Source organism: Bacteroides sp. 2_2_4 (assembly GCF_000157055.1).
Classification (GTDB): Bacteria; Bacteroidota; Bacteroidia; order Bacteroidales; family Bacteroidaceae; genus Bacteroides; species Bacteroides ovatus.
On the sequence record NZ_EQ973358.1, the window covers coordinates 436,639 to 462,226 of the forward strand.

31 protein-coding genes are annotated in these 25,588 nt (G+C 44.0%); 25 read left to right on the forward strand and 6 right to left on the reverse strand.

Annotation, left to right across the window (positions count from 1 at the left end; genetic code table 11):
• Nucleotides 1-5: 5 nt before the first annotated feature.
• The 5 genes from BSCG_RS17805 to BSCG_RS17785 are packed head-to-tail and all read right to left on the reverse strand — an operon-like array spanning nt 6 to nt 4,125.
• On the reverse strand, nt 6-1,265 hold the full coding sequence (locus BSCG_RS17805) for a carboxypeptidase-like regulatory domain-containing protein (RefSeq protein WP_004308291.1): 1,260 nt from the start codon (nt 1,263-1,265) through the stop codon (nt 6-8).
• Nucleotides 1,262-1,834, reverse strand: a complete 573-nt coding sequence (locus BSCG_RS17800) for an RNA polymerase sigma factor (protein ID WP_004301947.1) — start codon at nt 1,832-1,834, stop codon at nt 1,262-1,264. The genes BSCG_RS17805 and BSCG_RS17800 overlap by 4 nt, the downstream gene beginning before the upstream one ends.
• The gene (locus BSCG_RS17795; protein WP_004320683.1) at nt 1,835-2,491 is read right to left on the reverse strand and encodes a lysophospholipid acyltransferase family protein; all 657 of its coding nucleotides are present in this window, start codon (nt 2,489-2,491) and stop codon (nt 1,835-1,837) included.
• Nucleotides 2,492-2,515: 24 nt separating this feature from the next.
• Nucleotides 2,516-3,472, reverse strand: coding sequence for a phosphatidate cytidylyltransferase (locus BSCG_RS17790; protein WP_004301949.1), 957 nt, complete (start codon nt 3,470-3,472; stop codon nt 2,516-2,518).
• On the reverse strand, nt 3,469-4,125 hold the full coding sequence (locus tag BSCG_RS17785) for a CDP-alcohol phosphatidyltransferase family protein (protein ID WP_004308290.1): 657 nt from the start codon (nt 4,123-4,125) through the stop codon (nt 3,469-3,471). The genes BSCG_RS17790 and BSCG_RS17785 overlap by 4 nt, the downstream gene beginning before the upstream one ends.
• A gap of 189 nt (nt 4,126-4,314) precedes the next feature.
• Here BSCG_RS17785 and BSCG_RS17780 point away from each other — a divergent pair, with 189 nt between their 5' ends.
• Complete coding sequence (locus BSCG_RS17780) at nt 4,315-6,165, forward strand: vWA domain-containing protein (RefSeq protein ID WP_004308289.1); 1,851 nt, start codon at nt 4,315-4,317, stop codon at nt 6,163-6,165.
• Nucleotides 6,166-6,646: 481 nt separating this feature from the next.
• On the opposite strand, the gene BSCG_RS17775 is transcribed toward BSCG_RS17780, so the two are convergent.
• The gene (locus BSCG_RS17775) at nt 6,647-6,949 is read right to left on the reverse strand and encodes a helix-turn-helix domain-containing protein (RefSeq protein WP_008775570.1); all 303 of its coding nucleotides are present in this window, start codon (nt 6,947-6,949) and stop codon (nt 6,647-6,649) included.
• 112 nt (nt 6,950-7,061) lie between these two features.
• Between BSCG_RS17775 and BSCG_RS17770 the strand changes: the two genes are divergently transcribed.
• From BSCG_RS17770 to BSCG_RS17665, 24 genes are all read left to right on the forward strand, one after another.
• On the forward strand, nt 7,062-7,289 hold the full coding sequence (locus BSCG_RS17770; RefSeq protein WP_008775571.1) for a hypothetical protein: 228 nt from the start codon (nt 7,062-7,064) through the stop codon (nt 7,287-7,289).
• Nucleotides 7,290-7,313: 24 nt separating this feature from the next.
• The gene (locus BSCG_RS17765; RefSeq protein ID WP_008775572.1) at nt 7,314-7,862 is read left to right on the forward strand and encodes a phage antirepressor N-terminal domain-containing protein; all 549 of its coding nucleotides are present in this window, start codon (nt 7,314-7,316) and stop codon (nt 7,860-7,862) included.
• Nucleotides 7,863-8,009: 147 nt separating this feature from the next.
• Nucleotides 8,010-8,186, forward strand: coding sequence for a hypothetical protein (locus BSCG_RS29920; RefSeq protein ID WP_008775573.1), 177 nt, complete (start codon nt 8,010-8,012; stop codon nt 8,184-8,186).
• 15 nt (nt 8,187-8,201) lie between these two features.
• Nucleotides 8,202-8,423 (forward strand): hypothetical protein, encoded by a 222-nt coding sequence (locus tag BSCG_RS17760; protein WP_008775574.1) that lies wholly within the window; start codon nt 8,202-8,204, stop codon nt 8,421-8,423.
• 17 nt (nt 8,424-8,440) lie between these two features.
• Entirely contained in the window at nt 8,441-8,698 is a 258-nt protein-coding gene (locus BSCG_RS17755; protein ID WP_008775575.1) for a hypothetical protein, read from the forward strand.
• Between the two features lie 16 nt (nt 8,699-8,714).
• A complete protein-coding gene (locus tag BSCG_RS17750; RefSeq protein WP_008775576.1) occupies nt 8,715-8,981 on the forward strand; it encodes a hypothetical protein in 267 nt (88 codons plus the stop codon).
• A 198-nt stretch (nt 8,982-9,179) separates the two neighbouring features.
• Complete coding sequence (locus BSCG_RS17745) at nt 9,180-9,362, forward strand: hypothetical protein (protein WP_004303402.1); 183 nt, start codon at nt 9,180-9,182, stop codon at nt 9,360-9,362.
• A gap of 22 nt (nt 9,363-9,384) precedes the next feature.
• A complete protein-coding gene (locus tag BSCG_RS0127420) occupies nt 9,385-12,288 on the forward strand; it encodes a hypothetical protein (protein WP_032849436.1) in 2,904 nt (967 codons plus the stop codon).
• Nucleotides 12,285-12,599, forward strand: coding sequence for a hypothetical protein (locus tag BSCG_RS17740; protein ID WP_008640064.1), 315 nt, complete (start codon nt 12,285-12,287; stop codon nt 12,597-12,599). Before BSCG_RS0127420 ends, BSCG_RS17740 begins: the two co-directional genes overlap by 4 nt.
• Nucleotides 12,600-13,193: 594 nt before the next feature.
• A complete protein-coding gene (locus tag BSCG_RS17735; protein ID WP_004303399.1) occupies nt 13,194-13,682 on the forward strand; it encodes a hypothetical protein in 489 nt (162 codons plus the stop codon).
• 87 nt (nt 13,683-13,769) lie between these two features.
• Entirely contained in the window at nt 13,770-14,204 is a 435-nt protein-coding gene (locus BSCG_RS17730) for a hypothetical protein (RefSeq protein ID WP_008775579.1), read from the forward strand.
• Between the two features lie 61 nt (nt 14,205-14,265).
• A complete protein-coding gene (locus BSCG_RS17725) occupies nt 14,266-15,132 on the forward strand; it encodes a S49 family peptidase (RefSeq protein WP_008775580.1) in 867 nt (288 codons plus the stop codon).
• Between the two features lie 24 nt (nt 15,133-15,156).
• Nucleotides 15,157-17,361, forward strand: coding sequence for a hypothetical protein (locus BSCG_RS17720; RefSeq protein ID WP_008775581.1), 2,205 nt, complete (start codon nt 15,157-15,159; stop codon nt 17,359-17,361).
• A gap of 59 nt (nt 17,362-17,420) precedes the next feature.
• Nucleotides 17,421-18,227 carry a hypothetical protein gene (locus BSCG_RS17715; RefSeq protein ID WP_004318175.1) on the forward strand — a complete coding sequence of 269 codons (807 nt, stop codon included), beginning with the start codon at nt 17,421-17,423 and terminating at the stop codon, nt 18,225-18,227.
• 114 nt (nt 18,228-18,341) lie between these two features.
• The gene (locus BSCG_RS17710; RefSeq protein ID WP_004318178.1) at nt 18,342-19,289 is read left to right on the forward strand and encodes a hypothetical protein; all 948 of its coding nucleotides are present in this window, start codon (nt 18,342-18,344) and stop codon (nt 19,287-19,289) included.
• 156 nt (nt 19,290-19,445) lie between these two features.
• Complete coding sequence (locus BSCG_RS17705; protein ID WP_008775583.1) at nt 19,446-20,120, forward strand: DNA-methyltransferase; 675 nt, start codon at nt 19,446-19,448, stop codon at nt 20,118-20,120.
• Nucleotides 20,095-20,439: a hypothetical protein gene (locus BSCG_RS17700; RefSeq protein ID WP_004318180.1), complete on the forward strand. Its 345-nt coding sequence runs from the start codon at nt 20,095-20,097 to the stop codon at nt 20,437-20,439. Before BSCG_RS17705 ends, BSCG_RS17700 begins: the two co-directional genes overlap by 26 nt.
• On the forward strand, nt 20,420-21,100 hold the full coding sequence (locus tag BSCG_RS17695; protein WP_004318181.1) for a hypothetical protein: 681 nt from the start codon (nt 20,420-20,422) through the stop codon (nt 21,098-21,100). The genes BSCG_RS17700 and BSCG_RS17695 overlap by 20 nt, the downstream gene beginning before the upstream one ends.
• Nucleotides 21,060-22,781 (forward strand): hypothetical protein, encoded by a 1,722-nt coding sequence (locus BSCG_RS17690; protein ID WP_004318182.1) that lies wholly within the window; start codon nt 21,060-21,062, stop codon nt 22,779-22,781. The genes BSCG_RS17695 and BSCG_RS17690 overlap by 41 nt, the downstream gene beginning before the upstream one ends.
• 430 nt (nt 22,782-23,211) lie before the next feature.
• Nucleotides 23,212-23,379 (forward strand): hypothetical protein, encoded by a 168-nt coding sequence (locus tag BSCG_RS29925; RefSeq protein ID WP_008775586.1) that lies wholly within the window; start codon nt 23,212-23,214, stop codon nt 23,377-23,379.
• Nucleotides 23,380-23,456: 77 nt separating this feature from the next.
• Nucleotides 23,457-23,882: a DUF5053 domain-containing protein gene (locus BSCG_RS17680; RefSeq protein ID WP_008775587.1), complete on the forward strand. Its 426-nt coding sequence runs from the start codon at nt 23,457-23,459 to the stop codon at nt 23,880-23,882.
• 114 nt (nt 23,883-23,996) lie between these two features.
• Nucleotides 23,997-24,398, forward strand: a complete 402-nt coding sequence (locus BSCG_RS17675) for a hypothetical protein (RefSeq protein WP_032849437.1) — start codon at nt 23,997-23,999, stop codon at nt 24,396-24,398.
• A gap of 150 nt (nt 24,399-24,548) precedes the next feature.
• The gene (locus tag BSCG_RS17670; protein WP_008775590.1) at nt 24,549-24,803 is read left to right on the forward strand and encodes a hypothetical protein; all 255 of its coding nucleotides are present in this window, start codon (nt 24,549-24,551) and stop codon (nt 24,801-24,803) included.
• Nucleotides 24,804-24,935: 132 nt separating this feature from the next.
• Nucleotides 24,936-25,307, forward strand: a complete 372-nt coding sequence (locus BSCG_RS17665) for a hypothetical protein (protein WP_008775591.1) — start codon at nt 24,936-24,938, stop codon at nt 25,305-25,307.
• The last annotated feature ends 281 nt before the right edge of the window (nt 25,308-25,588 follow it).

The window sequence follows — 25,588 nt, forward strand, 5'->3', positions numbered from 1 at the left end:
TCCCACTATTCGAATTTGACAGTTACTTCTGCAAGTTTGTTGCCGTAAATCCAGTCCGGTCCCTCCTGGATCAGGCGGATTGCTTCCTTATCAGCAGACTCGCAAAGGCTCTCTTTTACTTTGATGTAGAAGGGACGCCCTTCTTTATTAACAAGGAAAGTTAATACAACTTTTCCTTTCACTTGTGCGCACTTTTCATCCGCCGGACGAACGAGATTCTCCTTCAGGTATTTCTGATAGCTACGTTTACCGATGACAGGTTGTGGAGTGATCTCTTTCTCTGCCTGTTCCTCAACCTTCACAACACTTCCGAGGGTTGTTGACTTCTTATTTTTCTTAGCGCCATATCCCACTACCACCACTTCATTGAGTGTCTGTTTGTTTTCGTTCATGGCAATGAGCATCGTCCGGCTGGTATCTACCCGGATTTCTACCGGATCATATCCGATATATTCAGCTGTCAATCGTTTCTTATCATCCTTTTTGACTAACGAAAATTCTCCATTCATATTTGTGATGGTTCCGATATTCGTTCCTTTATATGTCACACTGGCTCCGATAAGCGGTTCTCCTTTTTCGTCGGTCACTCTCCCTTTAATCATGTTATTTTGAGGAAGGATAGTCGCTACCTTAGCCATCTTCATTTTCTTATCTGATTCAGATTCGAAAGTATCTATCGTTGCTACTACTTCTTGCAATGCAGCAGTCTCTTCCGAGACTTCTTCCATCATCGGCACAGCTGCCACAGGCGCACCTTGTGGTTGCGAAGTCGTTTGGATTTTGGCAATCATATCTTTCTTATCCGCTTGTCTCGCAGTAATTTCGGAAATAGGAGTGGAATCCGTTTTTACCTTTGTAGTAGCTAATGCGATTTCCTTTTGCGGAGTTGCGGGAACTGTTGGAGTGGCAGGAATTGCCGGAGTTGGTGGAGCTGCGGGTTCAGCCAACTTTGTGGAAACACTCTCTTCCGCAATGAACACTTCATCTGTCATGCTCTTTTTCAGGAACAGGAAATAACTGCTGATACCGAATCCGATAATCAGACACGCAGCGATGCTCCAGGTGATAGCATAAGTGTTCTTTTTCTTTGCCGAATGAGCAGAAACCTGCATCCGCAGTTTCTCGATCCGTTGTTCGTGATTTCCCTCCACCTGGTTGTATCCATCCATAGCATCGGCCAGGAAAGGGTCTTGCATCGACTCTTTTTCCAGCCGGTGTGCCTCTTTTCCTTTGCGGAGTCCTCGTATGTAGTCCAATAGTTTCATAGGGCTTGTTTCTTAATACAAATTTTTAAGTTTCGCTTTCCGTTTTGGATATAGCTTTTCACATTGTTCAGAGTAAATCCGGTCTGTTCCACAATGTCGGCATACGACATTTCCTCTAAAAAGAAACGCGTAATGCTGGTCCGTTGTTCTTCGGGCAACTTTTCGAGACAGTGATGTAATGCCTTTAGTTGTTCCTCTGAACTTTCCTCCTCACTTAATAGATGCAGAAATTCGTCGGATTCCATAACATTAACGGTATAATCTAACGTAATTTCTTTATTTTCCTTTCGTAAAAGTTGCAAGCAATGATTCTTTGCCACCCGGTAGAGCCATGGCTTGAACACTTTTATCTCATAATTTCCCAATTTAGGCAATAAATCTTCAAACAACTGCATGACCGCCTCCTGTGCCCGGTCTTCATCATGCAGATATTTTAGGCAAAGTCCGTATAGTAACGGGATATATCGGTTATATAATTCGCCGAAATATTCCGTATCACCGGACTTCGTGTAATGTATTAGTAATTCCTCGTCCGATAGTTTTGATATTTTTCTTTTGAAAAACAACATCTATTCCTCTTCTTCGTCAATAATGACTTGATATTTTTCTTTCATTGCTTCAAAATCACCTGTAATCTGGTCTAATATTTCATGCGTATCCGTACTCTTTACCAATGCGGGCATACCGTAATAGATAGATGCTTTATATGGCAACAATATCATTTTTCCTTTGGGCAGAGAACGTCCCATACCGGTCATGAATACGGGAATATATTTCACTTCGGGTCGCAGAGACAGGATGCGGGCTATGCCGGATTTAATTTTTCCCATCTGTTCCGGCTTTCCTCTGGTTCCTTCCGGAAAAAGAATCAGTGAATATCCGGCGTCGATGGCTTCAAGCATCTTACGGATCGGATCATGCTCCGAATCTTTTTCTCCTTTTCTTCTGATTAGCAGTGTGTTGATGAAAAAGTTGCTGATGGAAGCCTGAAAGCGGGTTTTCCCGAAATAATCTTCTGCTGCTACGGGTTTGACTTTCCATAAAAGTCCTCCGGGCAGGGAAGATAACAAGCTTAGGGTGTCCAGATGGCTGTTATGGTTGGCAAGGATGATGAATTGCTTTTCCTTTTTGAGGAACTGGCAATCGGTGAACTGAACTCCTACAACCAATTTCAGAAACCATTGGAATACACCTTTATATATAATCTGCATGGCAGCAGCTTGCATGAATCTTTTTTCCATTCCCTCCGTTTAATATGCAATGTAATAAACTAAATGAAAAAATACAGGAGCCGTGTAGGCCAGAGAATCTATCCGGTCGAATACTCCTCCATGACCGGGAATACTGTTCCCCATGTCCTTAATTCCTTTATCTCTCTTGATGGCGGAGATGACTACGTCTCCCGAGAATCCGGCAATCGCAACGAGAGCACTTACCAGGATAACGTTGGGAGCGGAGAGGGGAGTCAGGAAACCGAGGAAGTAACCAATGACGGTAGTACTGATTACACCGCCCAGAAATCCTTCCCACGTTTTGTTCGGACTTACTTTCGGGAGTATCTTATGTCGTCCGAGAAGTTTGCCCCAGATAAATTGCATAACATCGTTGATTTCCGTAAGGAATACAAGGAATAATAGCAGACCTCGTCCTCCTGCATTGAATCCCGGAAGTTCAGGAAGCGACAGGAGATAAGCGAGGTGGCTGATACCGAATACTGAAAGCATCAGAATCCACTGCAACAGAGCCATCGACTTGGTAATTCCGTGGGTGTCTCCCTTTAAAACAAGTCGTAAGGGTAATACGAGAAACATAACTACCGGAATGAAGATGATGAATGCTCCATACCAGGCAAGGTAAGCAAGGTAATATTGAATGGGAATGGCCAATATCCCCCAAAACAATGCTCCGCGATCTGCCTCTCTGAATCCCAACACCGAATACAGTTCTCTGAAAGCGATGAAAGAGAGAAAGGCAAGGAAGAAGTAAGAAATGTTATAGCTGATAAATACAGCGCCGATAAACATGCCCGCCATGATCCACCATGAACGCGTGCGGGCGGAGAGTTCGCTGATATTTGTTTTTGGAGAGATCTTCTTTACGAGAAAAAGAATAAGGCTTGCCGTAACAAGCAGTCCGATGATGAGCGAAATGACGATAATCAATTCATCGCTTAGCGTAGGAAATATGATATCCAGTAGTTCTTTCATTTTATTTCATTGTTTGTTGTGTGTGACATGAGGTACAGACGGTGTATCAGTGTTGCGACAAGGCCGACGTTGATTATTATCAGAGCTATGAGACATACCATCCGGTCGTATCCTGCGTGAATGGTGCAGGTGGCTACTACAAAGGCAAGCGTGAGCAATGCCATGCGGTGTTGCTTGGCCATCGGACCGTTAAAGAAATGCTGGTGCGTTTTGTAGGCTCCTATCCAGCGGAAATAAGCTGTCATAACGGCAAGAAGGGCCGCTAGCCATCCCAGTTCAATACCGAATCCACCTGCTATATATCCGATGGGAATGATGAACAAAGCATCAGCAAAGCGGTCGGGCATATCATTGTAGAGATCTCCGTTGGCACTTTTCTTCCCTCCTTCAATAGCTACCATCCCATCGAACAGGTTGCAGAGTAACCGCGACTGCATGCAAACGATGAACAGAATGTAGGCTACATACTTGTTAAAACCGGGATCAATGACTGTGCCGATCAACAGAAGGCACCCCACCATAGCGAAGAATACGCTCATCATGGAAATTTGATTGGGAGTGACACCCCAACGAGTTAGTTTGCGGGCAATAATAGTAGCCCAGGCTGTGTTTCGTGAGGCTATTTCCCGCCTTCCGTCGACTTCGTTTTTCATATTTATAATATGTTTATGATCGGCAAATATACACATCATCTTAAGAGTTGCAAAGGAATGAGTGAGAATTTTGAAATGACTCTTTTTTCTGCCGGATAAAAAAAAGTTCAGGCAATTTATGGAATCTGTGTGAAATGTGCATCTCTATAATAAAAGCGAACTAATAGTAACATTTTAAAATAAGAAGTTATGAAAACAAATCAATTCAGAGCGATGATGCTCGTACTGCTAATGGCGGTTATTTCTTTAGGTAGGATGAATGCGCAAGTTATTACTGTGTCGGGTACGGTGACGGATGCAAAGGATGGAAATCCGCTTGTAGGTTGTTCGGTACAGATCAAGGGTACTTCGAAGGGTGCAATAACGAATATGAAGGGCCAGTACACCATTCAGGCCAAGAAGGGGGAGACGTTGTTGTTCCAGTATATCGGGTATAAGCAAGAGAGAAGGGTGGTGAAATCGGCTACGCTGGATGTGAAGATGAAAGCTGATGATGTGGTATTGGAAGAATGTGTAGTGGTAGGATACGGGCATGAGCTAAAGGCTACTAAATCGGTGTCTGCTGCTTATATGGCGGTATGTCCGACACCGGGAATCATGTATGATGCTGTAAATGCGGAAGAATACGGGCAGATTCAGGAGAATGGATTTAAGAGTGTGTCGGATGCTCCGCTTTCTACTTTCTCTATTGATGTAGATGCTGCTTCTTATAGTAATATGCGTCGTTTTATCAATAAAGGTGAATTGCCTCCTGTAGATGCTATCCGTACGGAAGAATTAGTGAACTACTTTTCCTATGATTATCCGAAACCGACAGGAAGTGATCCTGTGAAAATCACGATGGAAGCCGGAGCATGTCCCTGGAATGCGGTTCACCGTCTTGTGCGTATTGGCTTGAAAGCTAGAGAAATTCCGACGGATAATTTGCCTGCATCTAACCTGGTGTTTCTGATTGACGTCTCCGGCTCTATGTGGGGAGCCAACCGGTTGGATTTGGTGAAATCATCTCTCAAATTGTTGGTAAACAACTTACGGGATAAAGATAAAGTAGCTATCGTGACTTATGCAGGCAGTGCCGGTGTGAAACTGGAGGCCACTCTGGGTAGTGACAAACAGAAGATTCGTGAAGCGATAGATGAATTGACGGCAGGTGGTTCTACGGCAGGTGGTGCGGGTATCCTGTTGGCGTATAAAATAGCCAAGAAGAATTTTATCTCTAATGGTAACAACCGTATCATACTTTGCTCCGACGGTGATTTTAATGTGGGTGTTTCTTCCGCCGAAGGATTGGAACAATTGATTGAAAAAGAACGTAAGAGTGGAGTGTTCCTTACCGTATTAGGTTATGGCATGGGTAATTATAAAGATAAGAAGATTCAGGTGTTGGCAGAAAAGGGAAACGGTAATCATGCTTATATAGATAACTTGCAGGAAGCCAATCGTGTTTTAGTAGGCGAATTCGGCGCTACATTGCATACAGTGGCGAAAGACGTCAAACTGCAAGTGGAATTTAATCCTTCCCAAGTGCAGGCGTATCGTTTGATTGGTTACGAAAGCCGTCTGTTGAAAGACGAAGACTTTAATAATGATGCTAAAGATGCCGGAGATATGGGTGCGGGACATACGGTAACTGCTTTTTACGAAGTGATTCCTACAGGTATAAAGAATGAATATGTGGGTAAAATAGACGATCTGAAATATCAGAAGAAAGAGAAAGTGACAGTGAAACCGACAGGCTCTAATGATCTCCTGACTGTGAAACTGCGTTATAAAGCTCCGGATAAAGATGTCAGCAAGAAAATGGAACTTCCTTTCGTTGATAATAAAGGTAATAATGTTTCTTCTGATTTCCGCTTTGCTTCTGCAGTGGCTATGTTCGGACAGTTGCTTCGGGACTCTGACTTCAAAGGAAATGCCAGTTACGATAAAGTGATTAATCTGGCCAAACAGGGACTGAATAATGATGATAAAGGATATAGAAGAGAATTCATCCGTTTGGTTGAGGCTGCCAAAGGATTGGAAAGAACGAATAAGAACTAGGAAATCGGGCGGGAGTCATTGTGAGTGTACGCTATATGACTATGCGTAAGATTCGCAGATATGAATGAACGTAGAATTCCAGATGGATAATCGTAGAAAATGATAGTGACGGTATATGTTCGGGATAGTGACGCTATCGCTGTTGTATACCGTCACTATCTTTGTCGGATAGCGTCACTATCATTTATTTCGTCCGAATTTCGTCCGACCTGAAACGAAAAATAGCCGTAAACTTATTGTTTACAGCTATTTAACTCTGCACGGGAGGAGAGGCTCGAACTCTAATGACATTTTTTGCGTCCTCTTTTGTTGAATGTCAAATAGCTATGTTTCTGGTTAAGTATTATTATTAGTTGTTGATTTGTCCGGAATATGTCCGCAGACATGTAATATTTATCTATTTTTTCTCCGTTATATACTTTTATTTTTGAATTATAGATAAAAAGCTAAGAATATTGCAGAATTGATGCGTTTTAGATAGTTATTTTTTGTTTAATAAAACTTGTATCAAACGTTCTTTCTCTTCAATAATCTTTTTTAAATAAGTGATTTCCGCTTCTTTACTAATACTCTTTTCTGCATTACTTTCCGAGGGGGTATCAAAGAAAATACCAGGCGAAACATTAAATACTTCTGCAATGGCTTCAAGAGTTTTAGTATTAGTTGATCCAGTTCTAATCATGGATTGAATACTACTCTCATCCTTACCAATTCGGGAAGCCAATTCCCTGATTTTGATTTTATTTCTTTCGCATAAATTTCTTATAAGCAATAAATTAGCCATAATCCAATGTAATGTTTACAATAATTAACAGGAATTATTCCACATAATATGTGAAATAAAACTATATTTGTGGTATAAATATATAGATAAATAATAGATTTAATGTGATGTTATGGCAAAAAAAACTTTAAAAAGAAATGAAGACGGCGAGAAGTTAAGAATGTATTTAATTGGTTTGCCGCTGAAAGATTCTTCTAAAATGGTGGTAAAATTGGCGGAAGCATGTAAAGTGCCACTACATACCGTCCATAATTGGCGTGCCGGATTATGTCGTATTCCCGAACTTGCCAAGGATAAGATCGAGGAAGTCACAGGCGTGAAAATTTTCCATGTAGACTAAATAACTTTTTAAAACTTAAATGTTATGAATACAAAGATCATTGCGAGAGTGAATGGTGTAGATATCTTGTCTACGAGTGACGAACAATTTGTGGCAATCAGACCCATTTGTGAAGCGTTGGGTATTGATCCGGAAGGACAGCGGCAGCGGATAGAACGGGATGAAATACTCGGTCCAACCGCCTGTATGATAAAGGCGGTTGCCGGTGACGGAAAAGATCGTGAAATGTATGCTATTCCTTACTGTTATGTTTTCGGCTGGTTGTTTTCTATTGACATCTCAAAAGTAAATGAAAACGTAAAAGCATCGGTTCTGGAATATAAACTTGCATGTTATAAGGCTTTGTTTACACATTTCACGGAGCCGCAAACCTTCCTGAAACAAAAACAAACTGTTATCGAGCAGAAAGTGACGGAGTACCAGGAGTGCCAGCGTCGTTTTAAAGACGCCCAGAAGTTGATGAACGAAGCTAAGACGGAATTAAACCAGGTAATGAAAATAACGATCGATGACTGGCGGGCTAATAATTGCCAGTTGGATTTACCTTTTGTTTCCAGTGAAATGGATGATTGATTTAGATGCAGGTAATAAATACCCGGGGCGGCTTTTGCCGCTCCATATAATAACCGCCGGAGTGTGGAGATAACCCCGAAGGGCGAAAGCGGGTGTTATTGGTAGTTCGATGCTATCCTCCGGCACCAATAAAAGTAGCTACAAGCAATGAAGACATATAGAACCTCGGAATGTGTAGGACGGCTGGCAAGTTACCTCGTTGCTACACGCAAACCTTTTAGCTTTGACGGGCAAAGGGTTGAGTTTATGGCAAGTGAACGTTTTATGAATCAAATGAAGTACGACGACGCTTTGTTTGCTATGGTGAACTTTGAGGAAGTATAAAGAACACAAGTAGAAATGAATAAGATAGTAATTGAAATAACTTCTGGCGGGTGGGAAACAACCGTAGCCATTAATGGTAGGGAGTATAAAGAGAAACACGTTGCAACAGCATTTGGCTCTGAAAGTGTTGAGGGTAATTTTGAGAGCGAGGATAATATACCGGAAGAAGTATACGACGCTTTAAACTCATTTTTCCCCTTTGAGTGTATGCAGGCATTGTATGCCATTGAGGATTAACTAATAACAATATAGAAATGAGCAAAAAAGTCTCCATAAAAATAACTGAAGCACAACCACTTCCTTGTCCTTATTGCGGTGGCTTTTACGGCTATCAGTATAGTGATCTGTTTAGAATGAGTTATACGAGTGTGCATACTGCCGACGGCACATATTCCGGTGGGGAATATTCCGACGGAGTTTCCTTAAACAAGGGTAAATTAGCTTATTGTGTGAATTGTGGTACCAGATTACCTTTTACTTTGATACGTGAAGGTGGGGAACAAATCGAATAATTAAAAATTAAATGTAATGAAAGTAACTATTATCACCCCCGATGAATTAACCACGCTACGAATAGAAGGCAGCAGTGGAACTTATAAAATATTCAGTAGCTTCCGCCCCATGGAATCCCCTGCGTTCGTGGATGCGGTAGACAGGAAGTATAATCTGGCGGAGATTAAGAATCTTTCCGGCGGAAAAGGTTATTTCCTGGTACACTTGAACAGGGAGCAGCAGGAAACCATACAGGAGGATTTAAACGCTATCCTTTGCGATAGTGTGCCATGCCTTCTATAAACTAAGACGATCTTAACGAAATGCCATGAAAGAAGACAGACGCCTAAGAAACCTACGTTATCAGATGCGGAAGAAAGGTTACCAGTTCGATACAAAGAACCTGGTGGCCATTATGCCTTCACATGACAAACGTTCCCTTCTCCAGGAAAGGAGATTAAGCAAATTCGGTTTTTCAATTCAGTATAACATGTTTGAACAATGAAAGATAAAAATTTAAAATACATCGCCCACGCTATTATCGTGGTTGCCTTTATGGGACTGATTGCCTTTGTCATTTATTATACGGGTAAAACCGCTTTTCTTTGGCTGTTATTATTCGTTTTCCTGTATCAACCTTGGACGGAGATGTGCCCGGGACGGAAAGAAGACAACGAAGAATAAGTAACCATGTAACTTTATAACGATGATAAAGGCAGAAGACATCTACAAAGTAACCAACAACGGGCTGGATATAATTCTACATTATTATCCGCAAGCCCGGGATTGTGTCGGAACCAACCGCCATTTCAAACGCCGGCCGTCAGAAGACGACGCGTCGGCCTGTATCAAATTGTTCGGTAAGGAAGGTTCCCAGCAGGTTTATAAGGTAACGGATTTCGGCGATACCGGAACGGCTCAAAGCCCCGTCGATATCTGCATGTATGAGGAAGGCCTCCGGTTTAACGAGGCTATCCTTAAACTTGCATCCATGTACAACGTAACCGATGAACTCAACCGTAACGTAAACAAGCCGGATATCCGTAAAGTTCAGGCCTCCCAGGATCAGAAAGACGGTACTAAAATTTTCGAGCTTGCCGATCATCTCACCCCGGATCAGTTACGCATACTCGGCCCCCGTGTCACCCGGGAGAACGCCGAGGCCCTGCACTGGTATTCGGCCAAATATATAGGGTATGTAAAAAATCGCGAGGTAACCTATAAATACGCGACTACGACATACCCTATCTTTATGCGCGAATGTCTGGTAAAACCGGCCGAAGGCGACACGCCCGAAGTGAAGTTCTATAAAATATACGAGCCCCTGAATCCGGACAAACAGTGGCGTTTTTCCTACACCCCGGAAGGTGTCAAGCCGAAAGACTATATAAACGGCCTTTCCGAACTGAAAGCCTTATACCGGGAATTTAATTCCAGGGAGGAAGCCGCCTTTAAAAAGAATCCGGCCAATGCGGAAAAGCCCTATAAGGAGCAGAAGCTGCAGGAGGCGTTTATATGTTCCGGAGAGCGCGACGCCCTGTGCGTCAAGTCGCTGGGTTTTTCCCCGATCTGGTTTAATTCGGAAACGTATAAACTTTCCGAACAGGACTACAAGGAGATCATGAAATACGTTGAAGTCCTGTATAACATACCTGATATCGACACGACGGGCAGGGTGAAGGGTACGGAACTTGCATTGCGTTTTATCGATATCCATACGATCTGGCTACCGGCCTGGCTTACCACTTACCGGGACCAGCGGGGCAAACCCCGTAAGGACTTCCGGGACTTTATGGAATTACGAAGCAAGAACGAGGATTTCCGTAACCTTATGACGCTTGCCATGCCCGCCAAATTCTGGTATTCCAAGTTTAACGAGAAATCCCGGCAATGGGATCACAACATAGACGCGGACTGCCTTCACTACTTCTTACGTCTTAACGGTTTCTATTCGCTTCATGATGAAAATTCCAGTTCAACGAAATACATCCGTATTACCGGCAATATCGTAAAACTGATAAAGGCAAAGGATATCCGGAAGTTTATCCGCGGTTGGGCCCAGGACAGTTTTTTATCCCGTGATATCAGAAATTTAATTTTGAACAGCCCCAAACTTTCAGATACGGCCCTGGACAACTTGCAGGAGATCGAACTGGATTTTACCAATTATACCCATAATACGCAGATGTTCTTCTTTCCCGGTTGCAGCATGGAGGTAAGCGGTACCGGTATAAAGGAACATCCGGCCAACGGCAGCACATTGTCCCACTACGTTTGGGAAGAAAACGTACTGAAACACAAAGTCCGTCTTATGGAAGACATGTTTACCATTTCCCGTAAAAAAGACATAGAGGGCAACGATGTATTTGATATCCGGATAAATGCCGTCCCGTCTAACTTTTTCGGCTATGTAATCAATTCGAGCCGCGTTTACTGGCGTAAGGAACTGGAATATAATTTCGACGACAAGAGCGTGGGGGAAGCGGAATCCTACCGGGAGAAACATAAATTCGATATCGAGGGGGAAGGCCTCACGGAGGAAGAAGTGGTCGAACAGAAAAAGAACCTTATCAATAAGATATTTACTATCGGTTATATGCTGCATCGGTACAAATCCCCTTCGCGTGCCTGGGCACCACAGGCCATGGATAACAAGATCGGTGAAGACGGTGAATGTAACGGACGTTCGGGCAAATCATTCATGTTCAAGGCCCTTTCCTACTTTATGAAGAGCGTCAAGCTTTCCGGCCGTAATCCTAAGTTAATGGATAACCCGCATGTGTTCGACCAGGTGAACCAGCATACCGACTTTATTCTGGTGGATGATTGCGACCGGTATCTTAATACGGGCCTGTTTTACGACATCATCACGTCAGATATGACCGTGAACCCGAAGAACAACCAGTCGTTTACTATACCTTTCGAGGAATCGGCCAAGCTGGGATTTACAACTAATTACGTTCCTATTGATTTTGATCCGTCTACGGAAGCCCGTTTGCTGTACCTGGTATTCTCCGACTACTACCACCAGCGTACGGAAGATAACGACTACCGGGAAACGCGTTCTATCCGGGACGATTTCGGTAAGGATTTGTTTTCCAAGACTTACAGCGAGAACGAGTGGAACGCCGATATAAATTTCTTCTTGCAGTGCTGCCGTTTTTACCTTTCCCTTTGCGAGGAATCTATAAAATTGCTTCCGCCCATGGAAAACATTATCAGGCGTAAATACAAGGCCGATATGGGCAATAACTTTGAGGACTGGGCGAACTCTTATTTCTCTCCGGACAGCGAGCACCTGGACTGTTTTATCGTCCGTGAAAAGGCCTTCGCCGATTACAAAAGCTTTTCCGGTGTGAATAAAATCACGATGCAGCGTTTTACAAAGGCCCTCAAAGGTTTTGTGGCCCTTTGCCCCTACATTGACGAACTCAACCCGAAGGACCTTTGCAACTCCCAGGGGCGTATCGTACGCAAGGATAACGACGGCAAGGCCGCCGACATGATCTATCTGCGTTCATGCGGCACGGCGGAAACGGCTGCCGGTGGTGGAACGGAACCGGCCGATCCGACACTCATGTTTGTACCTGATGAACGACCGGATGAATGAATAACGCGCATTTGAAATTAAACAGCATGTCCGAGTTTACCGCGCTCTGGAACAGCGGCGAGAGGTTCCGGAAATTCGCCGAACAGGTCTACCGCTATCTGGAACGTATGAAACCCGGTACCGTCCTGGCACTGGAACGCTATTCGGGCGAGCAGCTCGAATGGATCATCAAAACGGCCTGTGTTTTTATCCTGGAAGGCGACAACTACCTGGAGTATGAATTTAACGAAGACTATACGGCCGTCGTGCACCGCTATATACCCCCGGACGTAAAGGAATGGATTTTAAGCAGGTGCAAACATCGCGTATAAGACGGATCGGAGCCGGTATAAAATACGAAAAGAGGGACCAGATACGAATGTGTCGGTCCCTCTTTTCGTATGGAAACAGATGCGCCCCGCCCGGCTTCCCTCCCCATACCCCACCTCTATTTCATACAAAATTTTAGTAACCTTGTAACCTTTGTTTGCTTGAAAGAAAAAAGTCTGAAAATCAAATAAATAAATAGGAAATAAAGGTTACGAAGTTGCAGTTACAAAACGGTTACGAATTTTTCCGGTTTGTAACACCGGCCTTTTTATCTTCTACCGGTAAGCCCGGTTACAAACTGTTTTCCGGCCATTTTTTTGTAACGGAAATTAGTAACGTTACTAAGTTGCTAAGATACAGGAATTTATCTTTGCCGGTTGCCCGGTTACGAAATTACAAAAATTTAGTACCGGATTATATCAGCACAGCCTGGCGGAGAAAATTCCGGGCGTGTGGCGGCATGAAAAAGTGTATTATAATTATTCTCCCGGAGTATATTTATCAAAATGGCGGTCGAATGCCTACATTTTCCCGTAAATGGCAGACCAACAGCCGATAAAGGAATATCTTTGCCTTTAAAAAGGAATGTTATTGCTATGATTACCACCCGAATACAGATCGAATCCTACCTGGCCGAATACGTCCGGGGCAAATATTACGACGAAACGGTCGGTACCGTCCGTTTTCCTTCCTCGTCCGATATTTATGTGACCGTTTACGACCTCATGGAGAAACGGCCGGTAAATTGTCCGGCTGACCGTGGCAACCTGGAGTTTATGCTGCCTGACCGCCGGGAGGCCAATTTTGCCGGCGGCAAGTCTCCGGAACAGTTCAATTACATTTCCGTACGCGGTACCGCCATTCTTGAAAAGCGTCTGCGTGCCCTGATGTGGGCCGAGCTGCACGAACTCATGGACGAAAACAAGCACCTGCACGGAATCGAGTTTAAGGAAACCGTTTTTACCTTCCTGAAAAAGTATGATATCTCTTCCATTCAGGAAGACGGACTGCTGAAAAACTACCAGCGGTGGCGGGACAGTTTCAGGCGCAAGAAGAAAAGGGCCTATAACCGAAAAAAAGTGTAAAAAAGCAAGTTATTTTTTACCTACCAACTGTATCTGTTTGTCCTTTTTTGTCCGGTTTTTGGCTGAAAAACGTCCGAAAAATGCTGAATGTTTGATTATCAATACTTTATATCTGTAATTATGTCAAGAAAGTTAATATCCGCCGCCCATAGCCTGCAACTGGTTCCCGTTTACAACATTATCCATTTTGGCGTCGTGCGTTCGAAAGTCGTTATCCGCTCTATCGGAAAACCTGATATTCTTATGATCGTACCGGGAACCTTAAAACCGGGTGACAGCAAAAATGAAGACGTCTATACTAAAAAACATACCTTCAAGCTTGCCGACGTGTCGCAAAATAAGACGCTTTACCTGGAAAATCTGAAAGCGACGCCTTTTGTCGCCCTCTATACTGACGAAACGGGTAACACCCGTGTTTCCGGTTCTCCCGATTACCCGCTTACCTTTTCTTTTGAGATCGGCGGGGGCCTGTATAACTGCACCCTGTCCGGTACGGGTCCGGGCGTTGATGCGTTCCTGTAGGTTCCTTTCAGTCCTTCTCTACCTATGATATAGGCGTTTTCTTTGTCGTAAAAAAGAGAACGTGGACAAAATACAGGAGATTTTTACAGCACCTTGGGCAATCGCTGATAATGATTATTACCGGTTGCTTTCCTTACTTGTGCCGTGTGTTGCAGCCGGCAACCTGGATGCGATCGAAAAACGGCTCGACAATAATAAAATAACCGCCTACGCTACTACGCCTTACCTTGCCAACCGGTGGGAACTGGATGATGACACCCTGCCGGCTGACAGCGTGGCCGTCATTATCCTGGAAGGCACCTTGTATTCCTGGGAGACTTACCGCCTGGAAAAGCAGCTCCGTGATATTTCCGATAATCCTAAGATTTGCGGCGCGGTCCTGTGGATCAACGGTCCAGGCGGTATGGTCGCACATGTGGACCTGGCGGCTAAAATGATTGCCGAATCTTCCAAACCTATAGCCACCTACGTGGCCGGTACCATGGGTAGTGCCCATTTCTGGCTGGGCACCGCCGCCGGTAGAACCTTTATCGCTTCCCCTATGTGTGAAGTCGGTTCCGTCGGTATCATGCTTACTTACCAATCCTTTAAGGAATATTTCAGGAAACAGGGCATTGATTACCGGGAAATCTATCCGGATAGTGCCGATCTGAAAAACTATGAAACCCGCGTGATTGAAAAGGAGAACAACGAAGAGCCTATAAAGCAGCGTCTGGCCGTCATGCACCGTATTTTCTGCGATGCGATCAGTCGGAATCTGGGTATTGCCTATGATCCGGAACTTCCCCTTTTCCGGGGACAGATATTCACTGGCGACGTGGCCGTGGCAAACGGCTATATCGACCAGTTCGGTACGCTGGAAGACGCGGTAAAGTGGGTACTGGCACAGGCCACCGTCAGAAAAGTAAACGAGATGTATAACATATAGTATTAACTTTAAAATTTTGTATATATGAAATTGGATTTTAAGAGTTTATCCGCTGTCATTCTGGGTGTGTTGGGCCTGTCGGAATGGAGCAAGGTAGAGGATAAGAACTCTATCACGGCCGAGGAAATGGCTAAACTGAAAAATTACGGTTTTTCTGATAAGTTCCTCACGGCGTTTAAAGCATCCCTCGAAAACGATTTCCAGGACGAAGCCGGAACCGGGAATGAGGGAGAGAGAACCGAAGAAACCACTACCGCTTTCCTTCGCGGTTTGTTGGGTGATACTGCGGCCCGTCTGGCACAGGCACAGGAACAGCTTGAAGCCTTGCAGACACAACAGCGTGACGAAAACCGGAACAACACCGCACTGATTGCCAAGAAGGATGCCGAGATAACGAAGCTTTCCGGTATTATCGCCCAACTTTCAGCCGCTGCGGAAGATGATCCGGGCAAAGGGAAGCAGTACAACGCCCAGGCGGACGGTAAAGGGGCTTTCAATCTCCGGGATGAAAAGCAGCTGGGAGGCTTGCAGGGTGAAATGTTCTCGCTGGACCGCCCGTATAACCTTCGCGCCAAAGCTGCGTTAATGGAGGCTGCCGGTTTTGAAATGATCGCTCTTCCAAAAGCCAGTTCCCTTGACTACAGCCGTTTGAAGGAAGATCTCGGGGCTTTTTACCGTATTCCCTGGCAACAGCGTTTGCAGTCGTTTTTAATGGAACTTCCTTCCATTGAAAGTATTTTCCCGCTTGAATCCGGTTATCAGGATTTGGCTACGCTGGTAAACATCTGGCTGGGTGAGTTCTCACAGGCCGGCAATGAGGAATCCGACTTCGACAAGGTGACTAAAGGTTCCTACGAGTTCGACGATGAAACCCTGCGCATGTTCAACGTGATGTTTGCACACCGTTTCAAAAATTTAAAGGCCCTGGAGAAAACCTGGATCGGCACTTTGAACAAGGAAGGTTCAAACCCTATCAAGTGGTCTTTTATCGAGTACATCCTGGCCGAAACCGCCAAGAAGTTGCATAACGAGCGTGAACAACGCCGTATTAACGGAATCCGTAAGGACCCGAATCTGAACGAACCGGGCAAAGCACTTGCTGCAGCTGACGGTCTGTATGAGTTCCTGAACAAGAAGGTGAACGGACATACCGATATCAATAACGGAAAGTTCGTTTACCAGATCAAGCCGTTCGAGCTGGGAGAACTTACCGAAGCAAACATCGGTGAGAAGGTGTACAAGGGTACTTCCATGATCCCGGCGGTTCTTCGTGACAGCGGTAACCTGGCACTTTATATGCCTTCGCACTTTATTGTATTGTATCATAAATACAATGAACTGCATTACGGACAGAACCAGGATTACAAGGCTAATATCATGTATGTAAAGGAATATCCGGCGGTGAAGATTATCCCGGTTCCCAATGCTGACAACCACCACCGTATCTTCTGGACATTTGAAGGCAACATTAAAACCTACGAGGACAAACCAGGCGAAATGACGGCTTTCAACCTGGAACAGGAAGACTGGAGCCTGAAAGTATGGAGTAACTGGCGTGAAAGTATCTGGGCTATTGCCGTGGGCTTCAAGTACACCAAGAAAGAAGATATGGACTATACGCGCCAGATGATCTTCTGTAATGAGTATGACCGCCCGGCGTCTTACTTTGTGGACGCTGACAAGGACAAGAACCCGTCGGCCAAGCTTCATACCTCCATTGTTACCGTAGCCAATACAGCCGAATTTGCTATTACCGATATTGAAGATGCACCGGTAGGTACGGTTATTTCTCTGAAATGCGGAAGCGTGGATAAAGGCGTTAAGATTGAGAAAAGCGGAAAATTTGACCTTATTTCCGCTACCTGGCAGCCGGGTAAGGGGGATGTTATCAAACTGATGAAACGTGCCGACGGTAAATTTATCGAGATCGGCCGCGAAAACGCTTCTTCCGATGCGTTGCAGTTTGCGCCGGATGAAACGGATCCTTCTTTGCTTGACGGTGAAGTATTCGTAACCGGTGAGAATACAAAGGCAACGGCAATCACTAACTTTACCGATGCGGAAGCCGGTGTCGTTTACACGATCTACGGAAGCGGTTCTGAATTTGCTTCCACCATTGCAGCCGGCGGAAACTTTGTCTTAACCGAAGCTATGACGCTTTCCGAAGGCAAGTTTATCAAGCTGGCGAAAGCCGCCGACGGTAAATTCTACGAAGTGGCAAGAGGCTAATTTTTGGCGGAAGGGATACTTTATCCCTTCCATTTTATAACCTTATAAATCATTAAGTTATGACATACGTAAAAGCAAGCGTAAGAAGGCCGGCCGGCAATCCCGGTAACGGTATTCAGCCCAAGGATCAGCTCGTAATTTACGACGTTGACGATATTCTTTCCTTCCCGCAGAGAAACGATGCCGGCGTGGTTATCGAGGATGATATCGTAATGAAGGCGGGACGTTACGCGATCGGTATTTACCTGACACCCGGTACCGCTGAAATCAGTTCCAACAGTGACGGGGAAACGGACGCCGAAGGTTATACGCCTTCCGTTAAGTTCAATCATCCCGGTAACGAACAGGAAATTCGCGAGTTTAAGACAAACTGGCTATCCAAGAAATGTATCGTTGTGCTCCGTTATTGTAGCGGAAAGCCTGCCGATCTGATCGGAACGCCCTGTAACCCGTGTAAGTTATCCGTTTCTTATACCGGTTCCAATGAATCGAATACGAACGAACTTACTTTCACCCAGATCAGCAAAGGGGATGATATCGCCATTTACCGGGGTACCGACACTCTGGAAGAACCGGTGGCCGTGGTGGAAGCCGGAGCCACGGATATAGATTACCAGACGGACGGGCAGTACCAGCTTTCCGCGGGTGCGGCTAAGATAGCCGGTGTTACCGGTGGAAGTCACGGCTCGGTAATTACCCTTATGGGATGTTCGGGTGTTGCGCCTACGGTGGAAGCGGGCGGTAATTTCCTTCTGAAAGGTGGTAAGACGTTTACCGCTTCCGAAGGTTCCCAACTGACGTTGCGGGCGTTTAACGACGGTTCGGAGGCTATGAAATGGATTGAACAAAGCCGTTATGAGGCGTAAGTAAACGGCTTTCATGTAATTCAAAGGGTGACCGGCAGCACATGCCCGGCCACCCTTTGTCCTTTTTAGGGTAATTGCCCCTTTTTTCCTTTGTATCATCAAATTTTATATAGTATGAAACAGGAAATTATTACCTATCTGGCCGGTCCGCGTAACTTTATTCAGGGCGTGGAACTGTACGAGAAATACGGTATCAACCGTATGTTAAAGAAGTCATTCCGCCGGCAGGGAGAAACGGAAACGATGAAGGCCATTCTTTTAGAGGAACTACGGAAGTTGGCCGGGCTTTCTGAACGTGAATTTAAGACGATCCGGCGAAACTCCAAACAGCTGACCGCGGTAAAAATGGAACCCGCCCGGGAGGAAACATCCAAAACGCCGGTAAAATACAGCGATGATTTGCTGCTGGAACTTGCCGAATCTTTCGGCGTCAGTGTGGAAGAACTCGTTTCGTCCGATTTCCGGGATAAGGTTCTTTCCATGGATGAAAATGCCGACCGTGTGGAAGAGCTGGAAGAGGAACTGGAAGAGGCGGAGAAACGATACAAAGCAGCCCCGGAAACCGTAACCAAAATGATACGTTTCCGCGAGAAATTTACCTTCCTGAATTCTCCGGATTGTCCCGACATTCTGAAAATACTTGTTTCCGACATGTTCACCGCATACGGGAAGTATAAGGAAGCTTTCGCCCGCCTGGAAGCTACGCCGGATGATGTCAGTTCACTTTCTACAGCACAGGAAGCGCAGGCGGTTGTGGAAAACTTCATCGCTAACCGCGAGATGTGGGATGAACTGGAATATTACCGGGAGAACGGAAAGATTCTGGGTAAATGTGAGAAGGTAAAAAGTTTGTCCGTCCGTAAGGGCGTCGAGAACCTTTCGGATATCGACATACAAAAGGCACTGAATAACGCCCGCGCCAACCTTTCAAAGAATAAGGCGAAACTGGAACAGGCCGGGGATGATGAGAAGAAGAAAGCGAGTGCCCTTGCATTGATCCAAAAGTGGGAAACTACACAGAAGGCCATAGAGGAAGAAATTGAGGCGCGAAAAAAAAAGTAATTGAACTTATTGCCAGTCTGACAGGGAAACGGCAACGGATCACAAAGAACCTGGGCCGTTTCTCTCACCCTTGCGACCGCTCGGAGCTGGGGCACCAGCTCAAGACATTAACCCTCCGGATAGAAAAAGAAGAAAGCCGGCTTAAACAACTTTCCAATGATTACAAACCAAATATATAACGAGGATTGCCTGGAGGCGTTGAAACGTGTTCCGGACAATTCCGTAGATTGTATAATAACCGATCCGCCTTATTTCCTGGGAATGACACACAACGGGCAGAAAGGCAGTTTTAAAGATTTGTCTATCTGTAAACCCTTTTACCGGGATTTGTTCCTGGAGTTTAACCGGGTGAAGAAACCCGGTGCTTGTGTGTACTTTTTTACGGACTGGCGCGGGTATGCTTTTTATTATCCGTTGTTTGACTTGTATTTAGGTGCGTCAAACATGATCGTCTGGAACAAACAGTCGGGCCCGGGTAATCATTACGCCTTTATACATGAGCTTATTTTGTTTCATTGCGGAAAGGGTGTTTCTATCGGTGCCACAAACATAATAGATAATATCCGGTCTTTTGCTTCCGGTGCGAAACTGGTAGAAGGTGAAAAGATTCATCCCACACAGAAACCGGTGGCGTTGATCCGTAAACTGATTGAAGACAGTACAAAGCCCGGCGATCTGATCCTGGACACTTTCGGCGGTTCCGGTACTACGGCCGTGGCAGCCATTGAAAGCGGCCGGAACTTTGTATTAATGGAACAGGACGAAATTTATTATTTCACGGCACAGAAACGAATAAAAGATGCGTATGAACGATTTAACGGTGGTGGATAGTATTTACCTGGATGCGCAGCAAAAGGAGGATGTACGGCGTTTGTCTTCTTTAGGGTATTCGCCGAAAGACATAGCCGTTTCCCTGGGGCTTTCTTTGGAGGATGCCGGGCTTTTTGTCCGGGATGCGGAAACGGTAGGAACTTCCGTTAACTTCTTGATCCGGGAAGGGATTCTGGTAGCACGTGCCGCGCCTGAAATAAAACTCCATGAAGCGGCGGAAGGCGGAAACGTGGAAGCTATAAAACAGCTGGAGGCCGTACGGAAAAGACATACTTTTGAACGTTTAATCGAACAAATGGATGACGACGAATTTAATTAAGCCCTCACGAATAGACTTTGACAAGGTGGATATCAACCAGATTCAAAGGATTCTTTCTACCGGTACGCTGGAAGCCCTCGCGCCCGATGAAAGGGAATATTACAGCCTTATGGAAATGGTACGGGGCCTTCGTGCCCGTATGCGTATAAATGGTAAGCTGGTGACAAAGGCCGGCATCATCCGCCTTTTGAAGTCGGAACCTTACGGCCTTTCGGACTGGATGGCCCGCCAGGTGTACGCTGACAGTCTCAATTTCTTTTATACGCAGGATAACGTACGCCCGCAGGCTTTCGCTAACTTGTATGCGGAAAAGGCCGAAAACTGGGCGAATACCGTCTTTCTTATGGGAAATGTGAAGGAGGCTAAGAACCTGCTGAAACTGGCGGCGGAACTTCGCGGATGTTATAAGGATCAACAGGCCGAAATACCGGAGGAACTGCTTTCACAGAAAAGCACGGTTATTTATACTACCAGCCGTAAGGATCTGGGTGTTCCTGAAATCGACCGTAAGGAACTGGAAGAGTTTATCGACGCGATCCCGGAAATTCCTGTTATTGTACGTGATAATATAAAAGAGGACGCGCGTATTAAAGCTTTTGACCTGAAAAAACGTATGTTGTATGATATCAAAGAGTTCGGGGAAGATAACGAAGGTGAGTAACGCCGATGATGTGGAAATCAAATACGGCCATATAATCCAGGTTCTGACGGACTGGATCGATACTACTATCCTTGTATCTGTTGACGGGCGCGGTACGGCCAAATCGACCGTTATACAAGCCAGGCGTTCCGCCCGTTGTGTGGAAGAAATGCCCGGCGGTGCGTTCGCTTTTGTTGCCAATACCTACAGTAACCTGGAAGATAATATAATGCCGGCCGTACAGAAGGGCTGGCAGCTTATGGGCCTGATCGAAGGGGTACACTATGTAAAAGATACCCGCCCGCCTGAATCCTGGCGGCGTAAATGTTCGGTTATCGTGGATGATTACAAGCATGTTTACAGCTTCTGGAACGGATGTGTTATTTTCATGGGATCACTGGATAACCCTTCGCTGCTTGCCGGAAAGTCTGTAATACATCTGTTTTATGATGAAGCGAAGTACGACAAGGAAATGAAAGTAAACCGCGCTATGCCTATTCTTCGCGGTGATGCGATCACTTACGGACATTCCCATTTATTCCTGGGGATAACCATTACTACCGATATGCCGGATATCGACGAAAACGAGTACGACTGGTTTTTCCGGTATGTCAAGCAAATGGACCCGGAACGGATCATTAAAATAGTACAGGCGGCAAGTATGCGTAATGACCTGGTAATTTCTCTATTAAAAGAAGAAAGAAAAAATAAGCCTTCCCCTTTGAAACTGAAACGTTTGAAACGGGATATTGAATATTACGACCGGGCTTTGTTGAAGTTGAGAAAAGGACAAACGTTCTTTCTTAACGCTTCTTCATTCGCTAATGTTGAGATACTTACGATTGATTATTTAAAGCGGTTGTATAATGGTACGCTGGAGCTTCACGAATTTAAAAAGTCGGTGGTGGGTATGCGTCCCGGTCTTCGCAGGGATTTACGTTTCTATGTGTTGTTTGGTGAAGGACATAAGTATTATAACGGTACCATGTCCGGAGAAGCCGCTTACAGCTCGCGGGAGCTCCGGTACCTGCACCATGATAAAGCGATTGAAGGTGGTATGGACTTCGGTAATATGCTTTCTTTGGTGATCGGTCAGCCGGACGGTGCTTATTACCGGGTACATAAGAACTTTTTTGAGATACCGCCGGGCTGGTTCCGGGAGATCGCCGACCAGTTCCTCACTTTCTTCCAGAACCACGAATATAAAGAACTGGATTTGTACTATGACCGTGCAGGTAATAACTTTGAGAAACAGAAGGAGGATTACGCGGGTAAGATCAAAGACGCCATAGAAAAAGACGGTAGCGGAAACCGTACCGGCTGGATCGTAAACCTAAAGAGCCGCAAACAGGCAGTTATCCGGCAGGATACGGAATACGACTTTATGCAGGAGATTATGGGCGGTACCAACAAGAACCTGCCTATCTTGCTGGTTGATGCGATGAACTGTAAAGAAATGGTTAGTTCCGTAGAAAAGGCAAAGGCTGAAATCAAATACCGGGGTAATTCTAAGGTAGTGTTCAAGGTGAAGAAGTCCGAAAAGCTGGCACCGAAAAAACTACCGATGTTATCCACCAATTTCTCCGACGCTTTCAAATACTTACTGATGCGCCCCGGCTGGATAGCTTTAGTACGAGGCAAGCGGACGCTGCAGGCCGACTCGTTTGTGGATCAATGGATAGAGAACAGGCATAAAAGGTAATTGCCTTGTAACGCTGGAAAATCGGTTTTCCGGCGTTTTTTGTGTTACCAGGTTACGGGTACCCCTCCGGGAGAGGTCATATTTCACCTTTTAGGGGGAGGGCAACTGCTTTCCGACTTCTGAGCGGCTCGGTCTTCGGAAGGTGTCATTTTTTAAGTTTCTGAAATTTTCTCCGGTTTTTGACTGTTTTTCAGTCGTTTATCTGCATTTAGACCAAAATTTTACGCGAAAAATCGTGTTTTTTATGCGTTTTTGCTTCATTTTTTTGGCGTTTTTCATGAATTACCGTGTATTTTTGGGCGGTTGCCTTCATTTTTTGAGTGGATTATCTGACCTTTTTTATTTTGATAAAGAATTTATTATCGTATATTTTTTGATATTGATAAAAGAATTGTTATCTTTGTTCCGTCATCAAAAAAGAGCTCTTTGAATGACTGATGAAGAAGCGCTAAAAGCGCGGATAGATGAGTTGATTGAAAATCTCAACTACTATCTTCGCAATTATAACCGTTTGGTTGTGATCGGTTATAGGAAAGCGATACTGGATGCTGAAATTGAATCCTTGAAAGAAGAAATCAAGAGGTTAAGCAAACAGTAGAAAGAAAGGATCTGCCGGAATCGCGACCGGCAGGTCTCTTTCTTCTTCATTATTTTCGCTCTTAAAAATGAAAAGTTATGGACGTGAAAAAGGAATTTATCAGATTGAAGGAGCAGTGGATGAACTCTAAGGGAGAAGCAAGAGAAAAGGCAGATGTGGAAATGCAAGCTTTTTTTGATTCATTGACGGAAAAGGATAAGAAATTAATAGCCGAAGCTGTTGATGAAGATTTTTCTAAAATTCATCAGAAAATTGAAGACTGCAAGAATTTGTCGCATCGTATTGAGGTGCGTAAACGGTTGGAGGAGGTATTACCCTTTATTTCCATATCAAAGTTTGCGGAGGTCTATTTCGGGAAATCTGCATCCTGGCTTCATCAGCGTATTAACGGAAATGTTGTACACGGAAAGCCCTGTCGGTTTACCGATGAAGAAATAGATATTTTTAATAAGGCATTACAGGACATTTCTAAAAAGATTGGTTCGCTCAATATTTCATATTAAGGTTTGATTTTTAATTCAACAAGTTTCCCCGGTATTTGAACCATACCGGGGATTTTCAATTTAATGTTATGGAACAAAACGAAAAAACCGATAGATAATATAAAAAGTTCTATTATGGCCTGTTTATATTGTTGTCTTGATCCTATTTCCTTGGAAACGGGCATTGTAGAAGCTTTAGCAACGGGTTATCCGGTTGAATTTGGGAAAATAGCACTTAATCAGTTATTATTGGAAGAACTGGTAAAGGAAAAATCTGGGGATATTTCTTTAACTTCTAAAGGGTATAAGATCATTCAAAATTACGGTAATTATCGTGAATATCTTAATGCATTGGAAAAGCGGCGGATTGATAAAGAGAAGGAAAAACAACTGGATTCAAAAGTAAAGAAATCAACGATACTTTCAAATTATCTAAACGCTACCAGCGCAATATGTAGTATTGTGGGGTTTATAGTAGGAGTCCTAACAGCAGACCAAATAAAAAGAATATTAGCGTGGTTATTATCAACCGCTTAATCTTTAAAAGGCAAATACATATAAGTGTTACTTCCCTTTGCAACTGTTCGATATCTTCTTGTATCTGGCTCATGGTCGGTTTCTTTGAAGTTTTTGCAAAGATAGGAAAAACAATAAATATAAAATCCTAATACTTAAAATAATGAAGAAATGAAAACGGTAAAAGACATTAAAGTAGGTGATGTGTTTTCTACGGAAAGAAACGGGGAAAAATTGTTATGTACAATTATAGAATGCCGTGGAAGTTTATTTCCTGATGTTTTGAATTTCACAGCCAGGCTAAATGATGATAAAGGTGTTATTTCATTGTACGGATTGCCGGATAATGATTATTTGCATTTCGGCTGTAATTTGAAAGAAGCAAGCAGGCCTAAAAACGGATATGCTTTTATTGCTGAAAATTAATTGGTTGAGTGTTCGCATAATAAAGCCCTATCAGATTATTTTGGTAGGGCTTTTGTATAAATATATATTTTGATTATTTTTGCAGTCGTCAAAAACAATACTGCATACTGTCCATTAAATAATATAGTAATTATGGATACTGTAAACTATGAAGCTATTGAAGTAATAATTTATTTAGGAATTATACTTAATTTGGTGACGTTAATTTGTTTTTTTGTGCTTTGTTATAATGTCTCTAAAATAAAAAAGCAATTTGTCGTAGATAAAGACATAAATGCCGCTTTTTCTATGTATATATCATTAGGAGAATATGAAAAAGCAAAAGAACTATTATTCCACGAGATAATGAAGCAAAATGAATATATTGCATCTTTTACTTACAATGGAAATAATTCAGCTCAAAGAACTGTATTAAAAAGGACTTTCAAACCCTATTTTGACATCCTGAATATAGATTTTGATTTTGAAATTGTCGATAAATTCATTGTCGCATTAGAGAAATAAAGATAGTTATGAAAATGTAACGCTCGCCAATTTTGGCGGGCGTTTTTGTTACAAAGTAACGAATTGTAGAGTCGATAAATTTCCTTTCCTGATAAACTTTTATTAACGTTTTTTTTTTGTTCAGAATTTAATGCCGACATTTGCCCCTGTCAAAATTGCTACCGCTGGTGCGGTCCGGTGAGTCTCGGTTATTGGCTCGAATAAACAACGGGCTTTTTTTATGCTCGGTATTTATCTATTTTAGATATATAAGGCGGTTGCCTTTCCCTATTACTTTTAAA

Bases quoted from the DNA above. Each gene is read 5' to 3' on its own strand.
- BSCG_RS0127420 (WP_032849436.1), top strand. From the start codon at position 9,385: ATGATAAAGGCAGAAGACATCTACAAAGTAACCAACAACGGGCTGGAT.
- BSCG_RS17780 (WP_004308289.1), top strand. From the start codon at position 4,315: ATGAAAACAAATCAATTCAGAGCGATGATGCTCGTACTGCTAATGGCG.
- BSCG_RS17745 (WP_004303402.1), top strand. From the start codon at position 9,180: ATGAAAGATAAAAATTTAAAATACATCGCCCACGCTATTATCGTGGTT.
- BSCG_RS17665 (WP_008775591.1), top strand. From the start codon at position 24,936: ATGGATACTGTAAACTATGAAGCTATTGAAGTAATAATTTATTTAGGA.
- BSCG_RS17805 (WP_004308291.1), bottom strand. From the start codon at position 1,265: ATGAAACTATTGGACTACATACGAGGACTCCGCAAAGGAAAAGAGGCA.
- BSCG_RS17785 (WP_004308290.1), bottom strand. From the start codon at position 4,125: ATGAAAAACGAAGTCGACGGAAGGCGGGAAATAGCCTCACGAAACACA.
- BSCG_RS17690 (WP_004318182.1), top strand. From the start codon at position 21,060: ATGATATCAAAGAGTTCGGGGAAGATAACGAAGGTGAGTAACGCCGAT.
- BSCG_RS17775 (WP_008775570.1), bottom strand. From the start codon at position 6,949: ATGGCTAATTTATTGCTTATAAGAAATTTATGCGAAAGAAATAAAATC.
- BSCG_RS17695 (WP_004318181.1), top strand. From the start codon at position 20,420: ATGACGACGAATTTAATTAAGCCCTCACGAATAGACTTTGACAAGGTG.
- BSCG_RS17755 (WP_008775575.1), top strand. From the start codon at position 8,441: ATGAGCAAAAAAGTCTCCATAAAAATAACTGAAGCACAACCACTTCCT.
- BSCG_RS17740 (WP_008640064.1), top strand. From the start codon at position 12,285: ATGAATAACGCGCATTTGAAATTAAACAGCATGTCCGAGTTTACCGCG.
- BSCG_RS29920 (WP_008775573.1), top strand. From the start codon at position 8,010: ATGAAGACATATAGAACCTCGGAATGTGTAGGACGGCTGGCAAGTTAC.
- BSCG_RS17720 (WP_008775581.1), top strand. From the start codon at position 15,157: ATGAAATTGGATTTTAAGAGTTTATCCGCTGTCATTCTGGGTGTGTTG.
- BSCG_RS17700 (WP_004318180.1), top strand. From the start codon at position 20,095: ATGAACGATTTAACGGTGGTGGATAGTATTTACCTGGATGCGCAGCAA.
- BSCG_RS17705 (WP_008775583.1), top strand. From the start codon at position 19,446: ATGATTACAAACCAAATATATAACGAGGATTGCCTGGAGGCGTTGAAA.
- BSCG_RS17760 (WP_008775574.1), top strand. From the start codon at position 8,202: ATGAATAAGATAGTAATTGAAATAACTTCTGGCGGGTGGGAAACAACC.
- BSCG_RS17790 (WP_004301949.1), bottom strand. From the start codon at position 3,472: ATGAAAGAACTACTGGATATCATATTTCCTACGCTAAGCGATGAATTG.
- BSCG_RS17670 (WP_008775590.1), top strand. From the start codon at position 24,549: ATGAAAACGGTAAAAGACATTAAAGTAGGTGATGTGTTTTCTACGGAA.
- BSCG_RS17715 (WP_004318175.1), top strand. From the start codon at position 17,421: ATGACATACGTAAAAGCAAGCGTAAGAAGGCCGGCCGGCAATCCCGGT.
- BSCG_RS17680 (WP_008775587.1), top strand. From the start codon at position 23,457: ATGGACGTGAAAAAGGAATTTATCAGATTGAAGGAGCAGTGGATGAAC.
- BSCG_RS17710 (WP_004318178.1), top strand. From the start codon at position 18,342: ATGAAACAGGAAATTATTACCTATCTGGCCGGTCCGCGTAACTTTATT.
- BSCG_RS17800 (WP_004301947.1), bottom strand. From the start codon at position 1,834: ATGTTGTTTTTCAAAAGAAAAATATCAAAACTATCGGACGAGGAATTA.
- BSCG_RS17735 (WP_004303399.1), top strand. From the start codon at position 13,194: ATGATTACCACCCGAATACAGATCGAATCCTACCTGGCCGAATACGTC.
- BSCG_RS17675 (WP_032849437.1), top strand. From the start codon at position 23,997: ATGGCCTGTTTATATTGTTGTCTTGATCCTATTTCCTTGGAAACGGGC.
- BSCG_RS17730 (WP_008775579.1), top strand. From the start codon at position 13,770: ATGTTTGATTATCAATACTTTATATCTGTAATTATGTCAAGAAAGTTA.
- BSCG_RS17770 (WP_008775571.1), top strand. From the start codon at position 7,062: ATGGCAAAAAAAACTTTAAAAAGAAATGAAGACGGCGAGAAGTTAAGA.
- BSCG_RS17750 (WP_008775576.1), top strand. From the start codon at position 8,715: ATGAAAGTAACTATTATCACCCCCGATGAATTAACCACGCTACGAATA.
- BSCG_RS17795 (WP_004320683.1), bottom strand. From the start codon at position 2,491: ATGCAAGCTGCTGCCATGCAGATTATATATAAAGGTGTATTCCAATGG.
- BSCG_RS17765 (WP_008775572.1), top strand. From the start codon at position 7,314: ATGAATACAAAGATCATTGCGAGAGTGAATGGTGTAGATATCTTGTCT.
- BSCG_RS29925 (WP_008775586.1), top strand. From the start codon at position 23,212: ATGACTGATGAAGAAGCGCTAAAAGCGCGGATAGATGAGTTGATTGAA.